Source organism: Microbacterium sp. NPDC078814, assembly GCF_040702645.1.
Taxonomy (GTDB): domain Bacteria; phylum Actinomycetota; class Actinomycetes; order Actinomycetales; family Microbacteriaceae; genus Microbacterium.
In genome coordinates, this window is the sequence record NZ_JBFBLT010000003.1 from 233,742 (window position 1) to 246,074 (window position 12,333).

Below are 12,333 nucleotides of genomic sequence, written 5' to 3' on the forward strand. Positions count from 1 at the left end.
GACCTCACCGATATTCCGCCCGATCTCCGCGTCACGACGAGGCGGGGCGTCCCGGCTCGTCGGTGGTGCCGTCGCTCGCGCCCTCGTCCTCCGCGTCGTACAGCACGGGGCGGTCGACGGTCTTCGTGACGTCGGCGGGATCGACCGCGAGCATGAGCATCGCGAGGATCAGAAGGGTCGCGATGAAGGCGCCGCCGCCCACGACGAGGCTCAGCGCCACGGGGGTGAGGCCCTCGTACGTGCCGTTCGCGATGGCGGTGTTCACGCGGAGGGTGAAGGCGCCGGTGGAGACGAGGGTGACCACCATGGCGAACACGCCGCAGCCGAGCGCGATGCCGAGCAGGTGGAGGGGCCGCAGGATGTCCCGTCGGGTGGGCTTATCGTCGCTCATCGCTCTCCTCCGTGCTCCACAGGAGCCGCATCGTTCTCGGGGGCGGCAGCGACGTCATCGGCGTCCGCGCGCTTCGGGGTGAGGCCGGCGATGCCGAGGAAGACGGCGACGATGGCCGCATACCCGCCGAACATCCCCACGCCGAGGATGATGCCGGACAGCTCGAACGTGCCCGCCTTCTCGATCGTGTACTCCTGGACGAAGCCCGACGGGATCAGCAGCAGGACGACCGCGAGGAGCACGCCCAGCGCCCCGACCGTGATCGCGTCGGTGGCGAGCGCTCCCCCGACGCGGCGGGCGCGGATGCCGGCGAGCAGCTCGAGGCCGCCGCTGAGCACGCCCCAGGTGATGAGCACGATGAAGAACATGTCGTCCGTGCGCCAGGCCGGCACGCCCCCGGCCATTCCGGCGATCGCGCTCACGACCGCCAGGAGGATCGCCGACCAGCGCGACCCCGACGGGAGGACGAGCCAGGCCGCGAGGATGTGCACCAGGGCGGTGACCAGCGCGAAGCCGCTGAAGACGGCGAGCCCGACCGCGGCGGAGTGATCCGAGGAGAAGGTGATCATCAGGGCGGCGACGGCCGCGAACAGCGCGCGCAGCAGTTGCACGTGGCGCATGGTGAACGCGCGAGCAGGGGCAGACATAACGGCCAGATCCTCCGGGGTTTCCCCACCAGTCTACGCGGGGCCGCGAGCCGCACGCGCCGGGGGATGCTCGTGAAGCCCGGCGGATCTCCCCAGATCGATTGCCGGGCTTCACGACATACGCAGCAAGGGGGGCATCACTGCGTCGGGCCGCTGCCGCAGGGTCGGGCACCCTCCCCGCGACATCACAGCCCCGTGACCCACTTGCCCACCTGGTCCCCTGAGGTGTGCGCGTGCGGTCGTATGCTCACTCTAGAGGTGTGTTCTTCACATACCGGGTGGGGGCTGTGATGGGTTTTGGGGACGACGAGAAGAGGGCCGCGACGCCGGACGCGTTCGCGGCGGCGCTGCGGGATGCGATCAACGCGAGACCGGTGACGCTGTCGTGGTTGCAGCGACAGCTCCGCGACCGGGGCAACCGCGTCTCGATGGCCACGCTGAGCTACTGGCGGTCGGGAGCCCGCCGCCCGGAAGGACCGCAGTCGCTCGCCGCCCTCGCCGACATCGAGGACCTGCTGTGCCTCGAGTCCGGCGCGTTGAGCAGGCTCCTGCGTCCGCACCGCACCGGGCCCCTGGGGCCGCAGGGGTTCCCGCTGGAGCAGGTCGACATGGAGCGGGCGGTCCGCGAGGTCTACGCGGCCCTCGGCGCCACGTACCCGGATCCGTCGCGGGAGCTCACCGTCCACTCCGTCACGGAGGTGGACGCCGACGGCGAGGTGTCCTCCTGCCTCACCCGCAGCATCGTGCAGTCGACGAGCGGCGTGATCACCGCCATCCCCGTCCTCGACCTCACCCCCGGCGTCCCCGGGCCTCCACCGCTCCTCACGGCCGTGGCCGGCGGACGGATCGCCGCGCGCTACTCCCACCCGAACGGCGAGGCGCACGGCGCGCTGATCGAGCTCGATGTCCCGCTCGAGGCTCCGGACACCGCGGTCGTCGAGTGGTCGGTGCAGTACGAGCCCGGTCGCCCCTCGGATCGGGAGACCGGGCATGCTCTGTCCCGCCAGGCTCGCGAGCTCCTGGTGTGGACGCGCTTCCACCCCGATGCCGTGCCGGACTGGTGCGACGAGCTCGTCGAGACCGCCGGAGGCACCGTCGTCACCGCGCTCCCGCGACCTCGCGGCACGTCGGTGCACCAGGTCCGCCGGGCGTTCGGTCCCGGCGCCCTCGGTCTGCGCTGGGGGTACGGCCCTCGCGGCGGCGATCAGCCCGGCTGATCACCCGTCGCGACCGGTCGTCCCGGCGTGTTCGACCACTGGCTCCAGGAGCCGGGGAAGACCTTCGCCGGGATGCCGACCTCCTGCAGCACGAGAGCCGTATGCGCCGCCGTGATGCCGGAGCCGCAGTAGGCCGCGACCGGCGTCTCGGCCGTGATGCCGACCTCCGCGAGCGTCGCCAGGACCGTGTCGCGGTCACGGATGCGCCCGCTCTCGTCGAGGTGTCGGGTGGTGGGGAGGTTCCGGGCACCGGGGATGTGTCCGGCGATAGGGTCGAGGGGCTCGGTCTCGCCCCGGTAGCGCTCCGGGGCGCGCACGTCGAGCAGGACCCCGGTTTCCGGGAACGCCGCCGCCTCGTCGATCGAGAGGGCGTCCTGGCCGGGATCCGCGAGGACGACGTCACCGGTCTCCGGCACGACGTCGTCGGTCGCCAGGTCGTATCCGGCCGCGGTCCAGGCCCGCAGCCCGCCGTCGAGCACCCGGACCTCGACGCCGGCCTGCCGGAGCAGCCACCACGCCCGAGCCGCCGCGAGTCCCTTGGTGTCGTCGTAGGCCACGACCGTGTCGCCCTGCCGCACGCCCCAGCGCCGTGCCGCCGCCTGCAGGGTCTCCGTCGAGGGGAGCGGATGCCGGCCCTCGGTGGGCGCTCCGGGCGTGGAGAGCTCCTGATCCAACGACGCGAACACGGCGCCGGGGATGTGGCCAGAGCGGTAGTCGCCCGGGCCCGCCTCGGGACGGTCCAGGCGCCAGCGCACGTCGACGACCCGGATCGGGGCGCCGTTCTCGAGGAGGTCGTGGAGTTCTGCCGCGGAGACGAAGTGACTCATGGTGCGAGGCTACCGAGTCCGCGGCGCCACGCGTCGATCGCCGTCACGGACCGACACGGTCCTCGCGGCCCGGGAATAGCCACGCGCCCACGGCGTTTCCCCTCACATGATTGAAACTTCAACGGTCGCCGCGGAGCGCACCCGCGTGCGGGTGCCCCTGCGCTTCGCGGACGGCTTCGCGACGACGGCCGACGTCGTGACCTTCGATGGACTCGTGGACGGGCGCGAGCACCTGCTGCTCGGACTCGGTGACTGGCAGGCGGCGCTCGCCCGCTCTGCCGCCGGCGGCGAAGCTCCCCTCGTCCGCCCGCACAGCGAGTGCCTCACGGGAGACGTGTTCGGCTCCGAGCGCTGCGACTGCGGGCCGCAGCTGCGGGAGGCCGTCGAGCGGATCGCCGCCGAGGGCGGCTTCCTCCTCTACCTCCGGCAGGAAGGCCGCGGCATCGGGCTCTACGCCAAGCTCGACGCGTACGCGCTGCAGGACGCCGGCCTCGACACCTATGAGGCGAACGTGGCCCTCGGACGCGGCGAGGATGAGCGGGACTACACCGTCGCGGCGCAGATGCTGCGCGCGCTGGGCGTGGACCGCATCCGCCTGCTGAGCAACAATCCCGACAAGGCCGCGCAGCTCGACGGGCTCGGCGTCCGCGTCACCGAACGGGTGCGCACCGAGGTGCACCTGTCCGAGGCGAACTCGCGCTACCTCCAGGCGAAGCGCGACCACACGGCGCACACGATCGACCTGACCGCGGCGTGACCTCCGAGGAGCACGACATGAGCGAGACGCGGCACCCGCGGCGGCTCGACGACGACGAGCTCGCGACGTGGCTCCCGATCATCCGGTTCGTCCAACTGCTGCCCCAGGTCCTCGACCGGGCGCTGAAGGACGAGGTGGGCCTGAACCACGCCCGCTACGCGATCCTCGTGACCCTCGCCGGGCAGGGCGAGGAGGCCGTCACCATGACCGAGCTCGCGCGCATCGCCGGACTCAGCCGGTCGCGGCTGAGCCACGCCCTGGACTCCCTGGAGGAGCGCGGGTGGGTGGAGCGGACGTCGTGCTCCACGGACAAGCGCACGCTCTCCGCGACGCTGACCCCGGCGGGGCGGGAGATGCTCCGGGCGGCCGCACCCGTCCACGTCGCCCAGATCCGCGAGCTCATCCTCGACCCGCTGTCCGCGGAGGATCGGCAGCGGCTGCAGGACATCCTGGGCGCGCTGCTTCCCGGCGTCACGGCGGCGCTGTGAGAGGCGTTCTGCTCTGAGCAGAACGCCTCGATCGCCGCACAGACGGCGGCTTATCGTGAGGCATGGCCGACATCGTCCCGTTCCCCCGCGCCCCGCATCCCGTCCGTCCGCCGTCGAACGGCCCCGAACCGCTGTGGCGCGACCTGCTCGGGGATCAGCTCCGGCGGCGGCGCCATGACCGCGGCGAGACGCTCAGCGAGACCGCGGAGAAGGCCGGGGTCTCGCCGCAGTACCTCTCCGAGGTCGAGCGCGGCCGGAAGGAACCGTCCAGCGAGATGATCGCCGCGATCGCCGGGGCCCTGGACGCCACCCTCGTGGAGCTCACGAGCGCGGTCGCCGAGGAGCTTCGTCAGGCCACCCCCGCCGCGGCGGTGGTGTCGGCCTCCCGCGGCGCCTTCGCCCTCGCCGCCTGACCCGTTTCCCCTGCACGACCGGAGTCCGGGTGCACGACGGATCCTGGAGATCCGTCGTGCACCCGTCACTTCATCGTGCCTCCGGATCACGGGGACCGAGCACAGTGTCGATGAGGCCGTAGTCGAGGGCGGCGGCGGCGGTGAAGACCCGGTCCCGGTCGGTGTCGGCGCGGAGCTCCGCGAGGGAGCGGCCGGTGTGCCGACCCAGGATCGTCTCCATGTCCGCGCGCACCCGCACGACCTCGTCGGCCGCGAGGATGAGGTCCGGGATGGCTCCGCGCGACTGACCGGCCGGCTGATGCAGCACGATGCGCGCGTGGGCGAGGGCCGCCCGCTCCCCCGGCGCTCCCGCCGCGACCAGCAGGGCGGCCGGACCGATGGCCTGCCCGACGCACGTCGTCGCGATCCGCGGATGGATGTGCTGCATGGTGTCGTAGATCGCCAGCGCGGCACCGGGATCCCCGCCCTCGCTGTTGATGTAGAACTGGACGCCGGTCTCCGGGCTGTCCGCGTCGAGGTGCAGGAGCTGCGCGATGAGGGCGTTGGCCACCCCCGCGTCGATGCCGGTGCCGAGGTAGATGACCCGCTCGGCGAGCAGATGCGAGTACACGTCCATGACCCGCTCACCCCGAGGATGCTGGGCGATGACGTTCGGGATCGTGTAGCTGCTCATGCGTCCGCCCCCAGTCCCACCCGCGCACGACGACGCGGCAGGATCTCCGCCGTCGACTGCACGATCTCGTCGATGAACCCGTAGTCCTGCGCCTCGTCGGCGGTGTACCAGCGGTCATGGAGGGAGTCCTCGAAGATCCGCGCGAGGGGCTGACCGGTGTCGTCGGCGATGAGGCCGAGGACGGTGTCGCGCATGTGCCGGAGGTCGTCGGCCTGTGCCTCGATCTCCACCGCCGATCCGCCGATCCCCGCCGAGCCCTGGTGCATGAGGATCCGCGCGTGCGGGAGAGCGCGCCGCTTGCCCTTCGTCCCCGCGGAGAGCAGGAACTGCCCGGCGCTGCAGGCGAGACCGAGGGCGAGGGTGGAGACGTCGTTCGGGATGAGGTGCATGAGGTCGCGGATCGCCAGCATCGACGGCACGGACCCGCCGGGCGAGTGGATCCAGAGGGCGATGTCGGCCGCCGGATCCTCGGCGGAGAGGCCGAGGATCTGCGTCATCAGGAGGGTGCCGTTGTCGTCGTCGAGGGCGCCGTCGAGGACGAGCACCCGCTCGTGGAACAGGGCGCGTCGGGCCTCGGGGCCGAACTGCGGGAGAGGTTTGTCTTCGCTCATGACCCCAGCATCCGGCTCCCCCGGCGCCGGCGGGAGCGAATCCGCCCGGAGCAGATCCGCTGTGGGCGGCGGCGTGTGCACCCGCCGGAAAACGCGACGTAACACCGCCGACGCACGACCCGCCTAGCCTCGGGGCATGGCGAAACAGAAAGCACCCGCATGGCAGTCCGAGGACGGCCTGAACTTCCGCACCCGCAAGTGGGTGCGCCCGGAAGACCTCAACGCGAACGGCACGCTGTTCGGCGGAAGCCTGCTGAAGTGGATCGACGAGGAGGCCGCGATCTACGCGATCGTGCAGCTCGGCAACTACCGCGTCGTCACCCGGCACATCTCCGCCATCACGTTCGAGGCGTCGGCGGTGCAGGGCGACCTCATCGAGATCGGACTGCAGGCCACCCGTTTCGGCACGACCTCGCTCACGATGCGCGCCGTCGCGCGCAACATGATCACGCGCAAGCGCATCCTCACCATCGACGAGATCGTGTTCGTCAGCATCGGCGAGGACGGCCTGCCCACCCCGCACGGCTACGACGAGATCACCTACGATCGCGACCGCATGCCCACCGAGCGCATCGCCACCGGCACGATCCCCCTCCCGAAGCGCTGACCGGCTCTCGCCGACCCACCCCCTTGAGGTCGACCCACCCCCGAAAGTGCGTCATTTATGGGGGTGGGTCGTACGGAAGGGGGTGGGTCGACGGTCAGCGGTGGGTGACGCGGTGGCCGATCCAGAAGCCGATCGCGATCAGGCCGACCAGACCGATCCCGAGGATCCACGGGAGCAGGGACGGTGCGGCGCCGGCCGTGGCCGTCGCGAGGGTGCCGGAGCCGTCGGCGATGCGTCCGTTGCCCGCCGCAAGATCGGCGGCACCCGCGTCGAGCTTCGCGCTTCCGACCGCGAGGGTGCCGGACCCCTCGGCGACCGCGTCGGCGCCGGTACGGAGTTCGGTCATCCCGGACCGGAGGTCACCGGCACCCGACTGCAGCGCCCCGACGCCCGTGGCCAGAGTCCCGGCACCCTCGTCGAGCCGCGCCGCGCCGGCGCTGAGCTCCGCGGTGCCGGAGTACAGCGACGATGCTCCGGTCGAGAGGGTCTGGAGCCCGGACGAGAGATCCGCCGCGCCCGCCGCGAGCCGGGAGGTGCCGTCCTGCAGCGTCTGCGCTCCGGCGACGAGGGCGGGAGCGCCCTTCGGGGAGACCAGCGCCACGGTTCCCGGCCAGCCCTTCGAGGTGTCGCCGTTGATGAGCGCACCGACGCCGGCCGTGACACGAGCGGAGCCGTCGGCGGCGCCGATGAGTCCCTGTGCGAGGCCCGGAGCAGCCGCGGCGGGGGCGGCCAGCGCGCCGACCTGCTTCTCGACGCCGGCGGCGAGCGCCGCGAGCTGCTGGAGCTGCACGTCATCAGGGTGTGCGGCGAGGAGACCCTGCAGACCCGCGGCGAGCGTCCGCGCATTGCCGGGAGCGCTCGTGGCGACGCCCGTCAGCAGGGCCTTCGTCTCCGGATGGGCGAGTTTCTGCACATCGGCACTCACTCCGGCGCGCAGGGTGGTGCTGAGGGTCGTCGCCCCCTCGAGCACACCGTTCGCGTACCGGTGCGCGCCGTCGACACCGGCGGCGAGAGTGGTCGCGCCGTCGACGAGCTGCCGGGCCCCGGCGTCCGCCGCCGCCATCTTCGCCGCGAGCTCCTGCGATCCGGCGAGCGCCGTCTGGGCTCCGCCGCTCACCCGTCCCGCACCGTCGAGGGCCGTGGCGGCTCCCGCGGCGAGGGTGCCCGCACTCTCCGCGAGCGTGGTGGCGCCCGCGGCGGCGGTCGTCGCGCCGTCACTGAGTTTCGCCGATCCCTGCTGCGCCGTCGCGGTGCCTGTCGCGAGATCCTGCGTGCCCGCGGCCAGCTCGTCGGCCCCCGCGGCGAGGTCGGCGGCTCCGGCGGCGAGGTCCGCGGATCCCCCCTGCGCGGTGGTGGTGCCGTCCGCGAGTTCCGAGGCGCCCGCGGACACCTTACTCATCGTGGCGAAGAACAACAGCACCATCGCCGCCAGCAGAAGGCTGAGGACGATCACGGTGATGCGCATGCCGAGGCCGTGCGCGTGGGTCTTTTCACTCGTCATTGAGGACTCCCGAGGTCAGTGGCGTCGTTGCCACCCGCGACTGTAGGCCCGCCCTCTCCGCGACCCCCCGGTTTTGCCGCCAGGTACCAAGTGCCATCTACGGTGGTACTCAGTTTCTTGTCGCCCTCACACAATCGCCGATCCGGCCCCTTATGTGCGAGCCACCCCCATATGTGACGCATTTTCGGGGGTGGGTCGCACGGAAAGGGGTGGGTCGGCGAGAGTGGCGAAGGCGTTCGCGAGGTCGGCGAGGAGATCGTCGACGTCCTCGAGGCCGATGGACAGACGCAGGACGTCGGCGGCGGGACGCGCCTCCGCGGGGACCGGGCGGTGCGTGAGCGCGGCGGGGTGCTGGATGAGGGAGTCCACGCCCCCGAGCGACACGGCGTGCGTGAAGAGGCGGGTCGCTCCGGCCACCGCTGCGGCCGCTGCATAGCCGCCGCGCAGCCGCAACGCGATCATCGCCCCCGGCCCGCGGAGCTGCCGTTCCAGGATGCCGCGCGGATCCCCGTCGAGCCCGGGATAGAAGACCTCGGCGACCTCGGGCCGATCGACCAGCCACTGCACGATGCGACGAGCGCTCTCCTGCTGGTGCCGCACGCGGACCGGCAGGGTCGTGAGACCGCGGTGCAGCAGGTACGCGCCGAGCGGGTGCAGGAGCCCCCCGGTCACCGCACGCACGCGACGCAGCGCCTCCGCGGTCGTCTCGTCACAGGCGACGACGCCGGCGATGACATCACCGTGGCCGCCGAGGTATTTGGTGGCGCTGTGCAGCGACATCGCCGCGCCGTGATCGATCGGGTTCTGCAGCACGGGGGTCGCGAACGTGTTGTCGACCACGACCGGCACGCTCCCCGCCTGCCGCACGACCTCGGCGATGTCCGTGACCTCGAGGGTCGGGTTCGCCGGTGTCTCCACGACGACGAGTCCGGTGTCGGCGCGCAGCGCGGCGGCGACCTCGTCGGGACGGCAGTACGTCGTCTCCACGCCGAGCAGACCGGACCCGAGCAGGTGGTCGGTCCCTCCGTAGAGCGGACGCACCGCGACGACGTGCCGCGCTCCCGTGGCACCCGTGTGCGCGAGGATCACGGCGGTCATGGCCGCCATCCCGGAGCCGAAGGCGACGGCGGCCTCGGCGTGCTCCAGCTCGGCGAGCGCATCCTCGAAGCGCGCGACCGTCGGATTCCAGAGGCGGGCGTAGACCATGCTGCCGTCCTGCGGCGGGCGGCCCCCGGTCGCCATCGCCTCGTACGAGTCACCGCCGCGCTCGACGTCGGGCAGCGGATTCGTCGTGGAGAGGTCGATCGGCAGGGCGTGGACCCCGAGCGCCTCGAGGTCGGCACGGCCGCTGTGGACGGCCAGGGTGTCGGGATGCAGCGGTGCGGTCATCCCTCCACGCTGGCCGAATCGCGGGGTTCTCGCTGGTCTTCGACAGAACAACTCATCGAATCCCGGATCCTCGCTATTCTGTGCAACATCCGGCCGCACCGAGGAGGGCACGTTGGCGAAAGCGCAACTCGACGAGATCGACCTGGAGCTGCTCGCCGCCCTGAGTCGCGACGCGGCCGTCACCAACAAGGCTCTGGCCCACCGCCTCGGACTCGCGGAATCCACCTGCGCCCACCGGATCCGCGGCCTGCGCGAGCGCGGAGTCATCCGCGACACGCGCGTCCGCCTCGACGGCTCCGCCCTCGGCTACCCCCTGCAGGCGATCATCAAGGTCCGCCTCGCGCATCACACCGGGCCCAAGGTCACGGCGCTCTTCGACGCGCTCGTCGCGATCCCCCGCGTGCTCCAGGTGTTCCACGTCGCCGGGGTGGACGACTTCCTCGTGCACGTCGCCGTCCAGGATGCGACAGCCCTGCGCGACATCGTGCTCGAGCACATCACCGTCCACCCCGTCGTCCGCGGCACCGAGACCCAGCTCGTGTTCGAGCTCCGCGACGGCACGGGTTTCCTCCCCCGCTGAACGAGGGGGCAGGATGGAGGGACGCCGTTGCAAAGGAGCACCATGAGCCGTCGTGCCACCCCCGCCACCGAAGCGATCCGCGGGATGAGGGACCTCCTCTTCACGCACGCCACGGACTACGACGCCGCGCGGCGCGAGTTCGCCTGGCCGAACCTCGCCGAATTCAACTTCGCGCTCGAGTGGTTCGACGTCGTCGCCGGGGAGAACCCCGACCGTCCGGCCGTGCAGATCGTCGAGGCCGACCTCAGCCTCCGCTCCTGGACGTACGGCGAGCTCTCCGCCCGGTCCGACCAGGTCGCCGCCTGGTTGCGCGGCCTCGGCATCGGCCGCGGCGACCACGTGATCGTCATGCTCAACAACACGATCGAGCTGTGGGAGGTGATGCTCGCGATCACGAAGCTGGGCGCGGTGTCGATCCCGACCTCGACGCTGCTGTCGGCCTCCGACCTCGCGTACCGGATCGAGCACGGCCGCGCCGGCGCCGTCGTCACCCTCGGCAGCCTGGCCGACCGCCTCGAGGGGATCGACCCCGCGGTGCTGCGCATCGGGGTCGGCGCGTCGCTGCCTGCGGACTGGAAGCGGTTCGCGGACGCCGCCGCCACCACCGAGGAGTTCGTTCCGGACGGCCCGACGCCCGCCGGCGACACGGCCCTGCTGTACTTCACGTCCGGCACGACGAACCGCCCGAAGCTCGTGCAGCACACCCACGTCTCCTACCCCGTCGGCCACCTCTCCACGATGTGGTGGCTCGGCGTGCGCCCGGACGACGTGCACCTCAACATCTCCTCCCCCGGGTGGGCAAAGCACGCCTGGTCGAGCTTCTACTCGCCGTTCCTGGCCGAGGCGACGGTGTTCGTCTACAACTACGACCGCTTCGACGCGAACACGCTCATGGAGGTCATGGACACCCACCACGTCTCGACGTTCTGCGCCCCGCCCACGGTCTGGCGCATGCTCCTCCAAGCCGACCTCTCGCGGCTCGCGCACCCTCCGCGCGAGCTCGTCGGCGCCGGAGAGCCGCTGAACCCCGAGGTCATCGACCGGGTGCGCGAGGCGTGGGGCGGCACGATCCGCGACGGCTTCGGCCAGACCGAGATGACCGCCTGCATCGGCAACTCCCCGGGGCAGACGGTCAAGGTGGGATCGATGGGCCGTCCGCTGCCCGGGTACCCGGTCGTGCTGCTCGATCCGTCGACGGGCGAGGTCGTGGAGGACGAGGGCGAGATCGCGCTCGACCTCGCGCAGCCGCCGCTCGGCCTCATGGCGGGGTACTACGACGATCCGGAGAAGACCGCGGAGTCGCGGGCCGGGGGCTTCCATCACACCGGAGACATCGCCGTGCGCGACGCCGACGGCTACCTGACCTACATCGGACGCTCCGACGACGTGTTCAAGGCCTCCGACTACAAGATCTCGCCGTTCGAGCTCGAGTCCGTGCTGCTGGAGCACGACCTCGTCGTCGAAGCGGCCGTCATCCCCAGCCCCGACCCCACGCGCCTGGCGGTCCCGAAGGCGTACGTGTGCCTGACGCCGGACGCGGGCGCGGACGAGGCCGCCGCCGCGCGCGCCGTGTTCGGCTACGCGCACGAACGGCTGTCCTCGCACCTGTGGGTGCGGATCATCGAGTTCGTGCCCGAGCTGCCGAAGACGATCTCCGGGAAGATCCGCCGCGTCGAGCTGCGGGCACGCGAGAGCGCCCGCGTGGCCGCGGGCGACGAGGCGCGGCAGCACCGCGACCGCGACTACCGCTGAGCGCTAGGAGATGACGGCGACCGGTGCCGTGGGCGTCGCGGTCGAGCCGGTCTTGAGCGTGGCCGTCGTCGTGGTCGACGGCGCCGGCTTCACGCGCGCGGCCCGGCGTCGCGACTCGAAGCCGCCGGCCGTGAGCATCGCGCGCACGATCCCGCCGATCACGAGCATGCCCACGAGCGACGCGCCCGCCGCGATCAGCGGAAGCCACTGATTCGCGAAGCTCGCGGTGAAGCTCATCAGCGCGCACACGATCCACAGTCCGACCGCGCCGCCCGCGAGCCCCCCGGCTCCGCGGATGATCGCGATCGCGGCCACGATCGCGCAGACCGCGGCGAGCGCCGCACCCACGTATCCGATCGGTACCAGAATGGCGGCCAGGTCTCTGGCCACTCCCAATGTCGTCATGACGACCCCCCGTCCGGCGGAACCCCTCCGCACCTTCGACATTAGAAGTGTCTCTCCGGAAGGCCATCCGTCTCA

The 12,333-nt window shown here is 71.8% G+C and carries 15 protein-coding genes; 7 read left to right on the forward strand and 8 right to left on the reverse strand.

Translation table 11 applies throughout. From position 1 onward, the window contains the following. Window positions 1-31 precede the first annotated feature (31 nt). Window positions 32-391: a hypothetical protein gene (locus AB0300_RS07315; RefSeq protein WP_060922574.1), complete on the reverse strand. Its 360-nt coding sequence runs from the start codon at window positions 389-391 to the stop codon at window positions 32-34. Then, the gene (locus AB0300_RS07320) at window positions 388-1,038 is read right to left on the reverse strand and encodes an acyl-CoA synthetase (RefSeq protein ID WP_102209785.1); all 651 of its coding nucleotides are present in this window, start codon (window positions 1,036-1,038) and stop codon (window positions 388-390) included. Before AB0300_RS07320 ends, AB0300_RS07315 begins: the two co-directional genes overlap by 4 nt. Before the next feature lie 290 nt (window positions 1,039-1,328). Between AB0300_RS07320 and AB0300_RS07325 the strand changes: the two genes are divergently transcribed. Next, window positions 1,329-2,255 (forward strand): hypothetical protein, encoded by a 927-nt coding sequence (locus tag AB0300_RS07325; protein WP_025102759.1) that lies wholly within the window; start codon window positions 1,329-1,331, stop codon window positions 2,253-2,255. Here the strand turns inward: AB0300_RS07325 and AB0300_RS07330 are convergent. Then, window positions 2,243-3,082: a sulfurtransferase gene (locus tag AB0300_RS07330; protein WP_315107919.1), complete on the reverse strand. Its 840-nt coding sequence runs from the start codon at window positions 3,080-3,082 to the stop codon at window positions 2,243-2,245. The genes AB0300_RS07325 and AB0300_RS07330 overlap by 13 nt on opposite strands. A 106-nt stretch (window positions 3,083-3,188) precedes the next feature. Between AB0300_RS07330 and ribA the strand changes: the two genes are divergently transcribed. The 3 genes from ribA (at window position 3,189) to AB0300_RS07345 (ending at window position 4,740) form a co-directional block, all read left to right on the forward strand. Next, window positions 3,189-3,839, forward strand: a complete 651-nt coding sequence (gene ribA / locus AB0300_RS07335; RefSeq protein ID WP_062765739.1) for a GTP cyclohydrolase II — start codon at window positions 3,189-3,191, stop codon at window positions 3,837-3,839. 17 nt (window positions 3,840-3,856) lie between these two features. After that, the gene (locus tag AB0300_RS07340; protein WP_062767021.1) at window positions 3,857-4,327 is read left to right on the forward strand and encodes a MarR family transcriptional regulator; all 471 of its coding nucleotides are present in this window, start codon (window positions 3,857-3,859) and stop codon (window positions 4,325-4,327) included. 62 nt (window positions 4,328-4,389) lie between these two features. Then, window positions 4,390-4,740, forward strand: coding sequence for a helix-turn-helix transcriptional regulator (locus AB0300_RS07345; protein ID WP_062637860.1), 351 nt, complete (start codon window positions 4,390-4,392; stop codon window positions 4,738-4,740). 70 nt (window positions 4,741-4,810) lie between these two features. Here AB0300_RS07345 and AB0300_RS07350 read toward each other — a convergent pair whose 3' ends face one another. Further along, the gene (locus tag AB0300_RS07350) at window positions 4,811-5,413 is read right to left on the reverse strand and encodes an ATP-dependent Clp protease proteolytic subunit (protein ID WP_366215750.1); all 603 of its coding nucleotides are present in this window, start codon (window positions 5,411-5,413) and stop codon (window positions 4,811-4,813) included. Further along, window positions 5,410-6,024 (reverse strand): ATP-dependent Clp protease proteolytic subunit, encoded by a 615-nt coding sequence (locus AB0300_RS07355; RefSeq protein WP_366215751.1) that lies wholly within the window; start codon window positions 6,022-6,024, stop codon window positions 5,410-5,412. Before AB0300_RS07355 ends, AB0300_RS07350 begins: the two co-directional genes overlap by 4 nt. 136 nt (window positions 6,025-6,160) lie before the next feature. On the opposite strand from AB0300_RS07355, the gene AB0300_RS07360 reads away from it, so the two are divergent. After that, the gene (locus AB0300_RS07360) at window positions 6,161-6,631 is read left to right on the forward strand and encodes a hotdog domain-containing protein (RefSeq protein ID WP_081811533.1); all 471 of its coding nucleotides are present in this window, start codon (window positions 6,161-6,163) and stop codon (window positions 6,629-6,631) included. 94 nt (window positions 6,632-6,725) lie between these two features. Here AB0300_RS07360 and AB0300_RS07365 read toward each other — a convergent pair whose 3' ends face one another. Then, complete coding sequence (locus AB0300_RS07365) at window positions 6,726-8,132, reverse strand: hypothetical protein (protein ID WP_366215752.1); 1,407 nt, start codon at window positions 8,130-8,132, stop codon at window positions 6,726-6,728. Window positions 8,133-8,282: 150 nt separating this feature from the next. Next, the gene (locus tag AB0300_RS07370; RefSeq protein ID WP_366215753.1) at window positions 8,283-9,521 is read right to left on the reverse strand and encodes a PLP-dependent aspartate aminotransferase family protein; all 1,239 of its coding nucleotides are present in this window, start codon (window positions 9,519-9,521) and stop codon (window positions 8,283-8,285) included. 112 nt (window positions 9,522-9,633) lie between these two features. Here AB0300_RS07370 and AB0300_RS07375 point away from each other — a divergent pair, with 112 nt between their 5' ends. Together AB0300_RS07375 and AB0300_RS07380 are read left to right on the forward strand one after the other, a co-directional pair. Continuing rightward, window positions 9,634-10,101 (forward strand): Lrp/AsnC family transcriptional regulator, encoded by a 468-nt coding sequence (locus AB0300_RS07375; protein ID WP_025102769.1) that lies wholly within the window; start codon window positions 9,634-9,636, stop codon window positions 10,099-10,101. A gap of 84 nt (window positions 10,102-10,185) precedes the next feature. Continuing rightward, window positions 10,186-11,853: an AMP-binding protein gene (locus tag AB0300_RS07380; protein WP_366215863.1), complete on the forward strand. Its 1,668-nt coding sequence runs from the start codon at window positions 10,186-10,188 to the stop codon at window positions 11,851-11,853. 3 nt (window positions 11,854-11,856) lie between these two features. Here the strand turns inward: AB0300_RS07380 and AB0300_RS07385 are convergent, their stop codons facing one another. Then, window positions 11,857-12,258 (reverse strand): hypothetical protein, encoded by a 402-nt coding sequence (locus AB0300_RS07385; protein WP_139833269.1) that lies wholly within the window; start codon window positions 12,256-12,258, stop codon window positions 11,857-11,859. Window positions 12,259-12,333: the final 75 nt, after the last annotated feature.

Coding starts and splice junctions, on each gene's coding strand:
- AB0300_RS07385 (WP_139833269.1), bottom strand. CDS start 12,258: ATGACGACATTGGGAGTGGCCAGAGACCTGGCCGCCATTCTGGTACCG.
- AB0300_RS07360 (WP_081811533.1), top strand. CDS start 6,161: ATGGCGAAACAGAAAGCACCCGCATGGCAGTCCGAGGACGGCCTGAAC.
- AB0300_RS07365 (WP_366215752.1), bottom strand. CDS start 8,132: ATGACGAGTGAAAAGACCCACGCGCACGGCCTCGGCATGCGCATCACC.
- AB0300_RS07325 (WP_025102759.1), top strand. CDS start 1,329: ATGGGTTTTGGGGACGACGAGAAGAGGGCCGCGACGCCGGACGCGTTC.
- AB0300_RS07355 (WP_366215751.1), bottom strand. CDS start 6,024: ATGAGCGAAGACAAACCTCTCCCGCAGTTCGGCCCCGAGGCCCGACGC.
- AB0300_RS07330 (WP_315107919.1), bottom strand. CDS start 3,082: ATGAGTCACTTCGTCTCCGCGGCAGAACTCCACGACCTCCTCGAGAAC.
- AB0300_RS07350 (WP_366215750.1), bottom strand. CDS start 5,413: ATGAGCAGCTACACGATCCCGAACGTCATCGCCCAGCATCCTCGGGGT.
- AB0300_RS07380 (WP_366215863.1), top strand. CDS start 10,186: ATGAGGGACCTCCTCTTCACGCACGCCACGGACTACGACGCCGCGCGG.
- AB0300_RS07315 (WP_060922574.1), bottom strand. CDS start 391: ATGAGCGACGATAAGCCCACCCGACGGGACATCCTGCGGCCCCTCCAC.
- AB0300_RS07340 (WP_062767021.1), top strand. CDS start 3,857: ATGAGCGAGACGCGGCACCCGCGGCGGCTCGACGACGACGAGCTCGCG.
- ribA (WP_062765739.1), top strand. CDS start 3,189: ATGATTGAAACTTCAACGGTCGCCGCGGAGCGCACCCGCGTGCGGGTG.
- AB0300_RS07370 (WP_366215753.1), bottom strand. CDS start 9,521: ATGACCGCACCGCTGCATCCCGACACCCTGGCCGTCCACAGCGGCCGT.
- AB0300_RS07345 (WP_062637860.1), top strand. CDS start 4,390: ATGGCCGACATCGTCCCGTTCCCCCGCGCCCCGCATCCCGTCCGTCCG.
- AB0300_RS07320 (WP_102209785.1), bottom strand. CDS start 1,038: ATGTCTGCCCCTGCTCGCGCGTTCACCATGCGCCACGTGCAACTGCTG.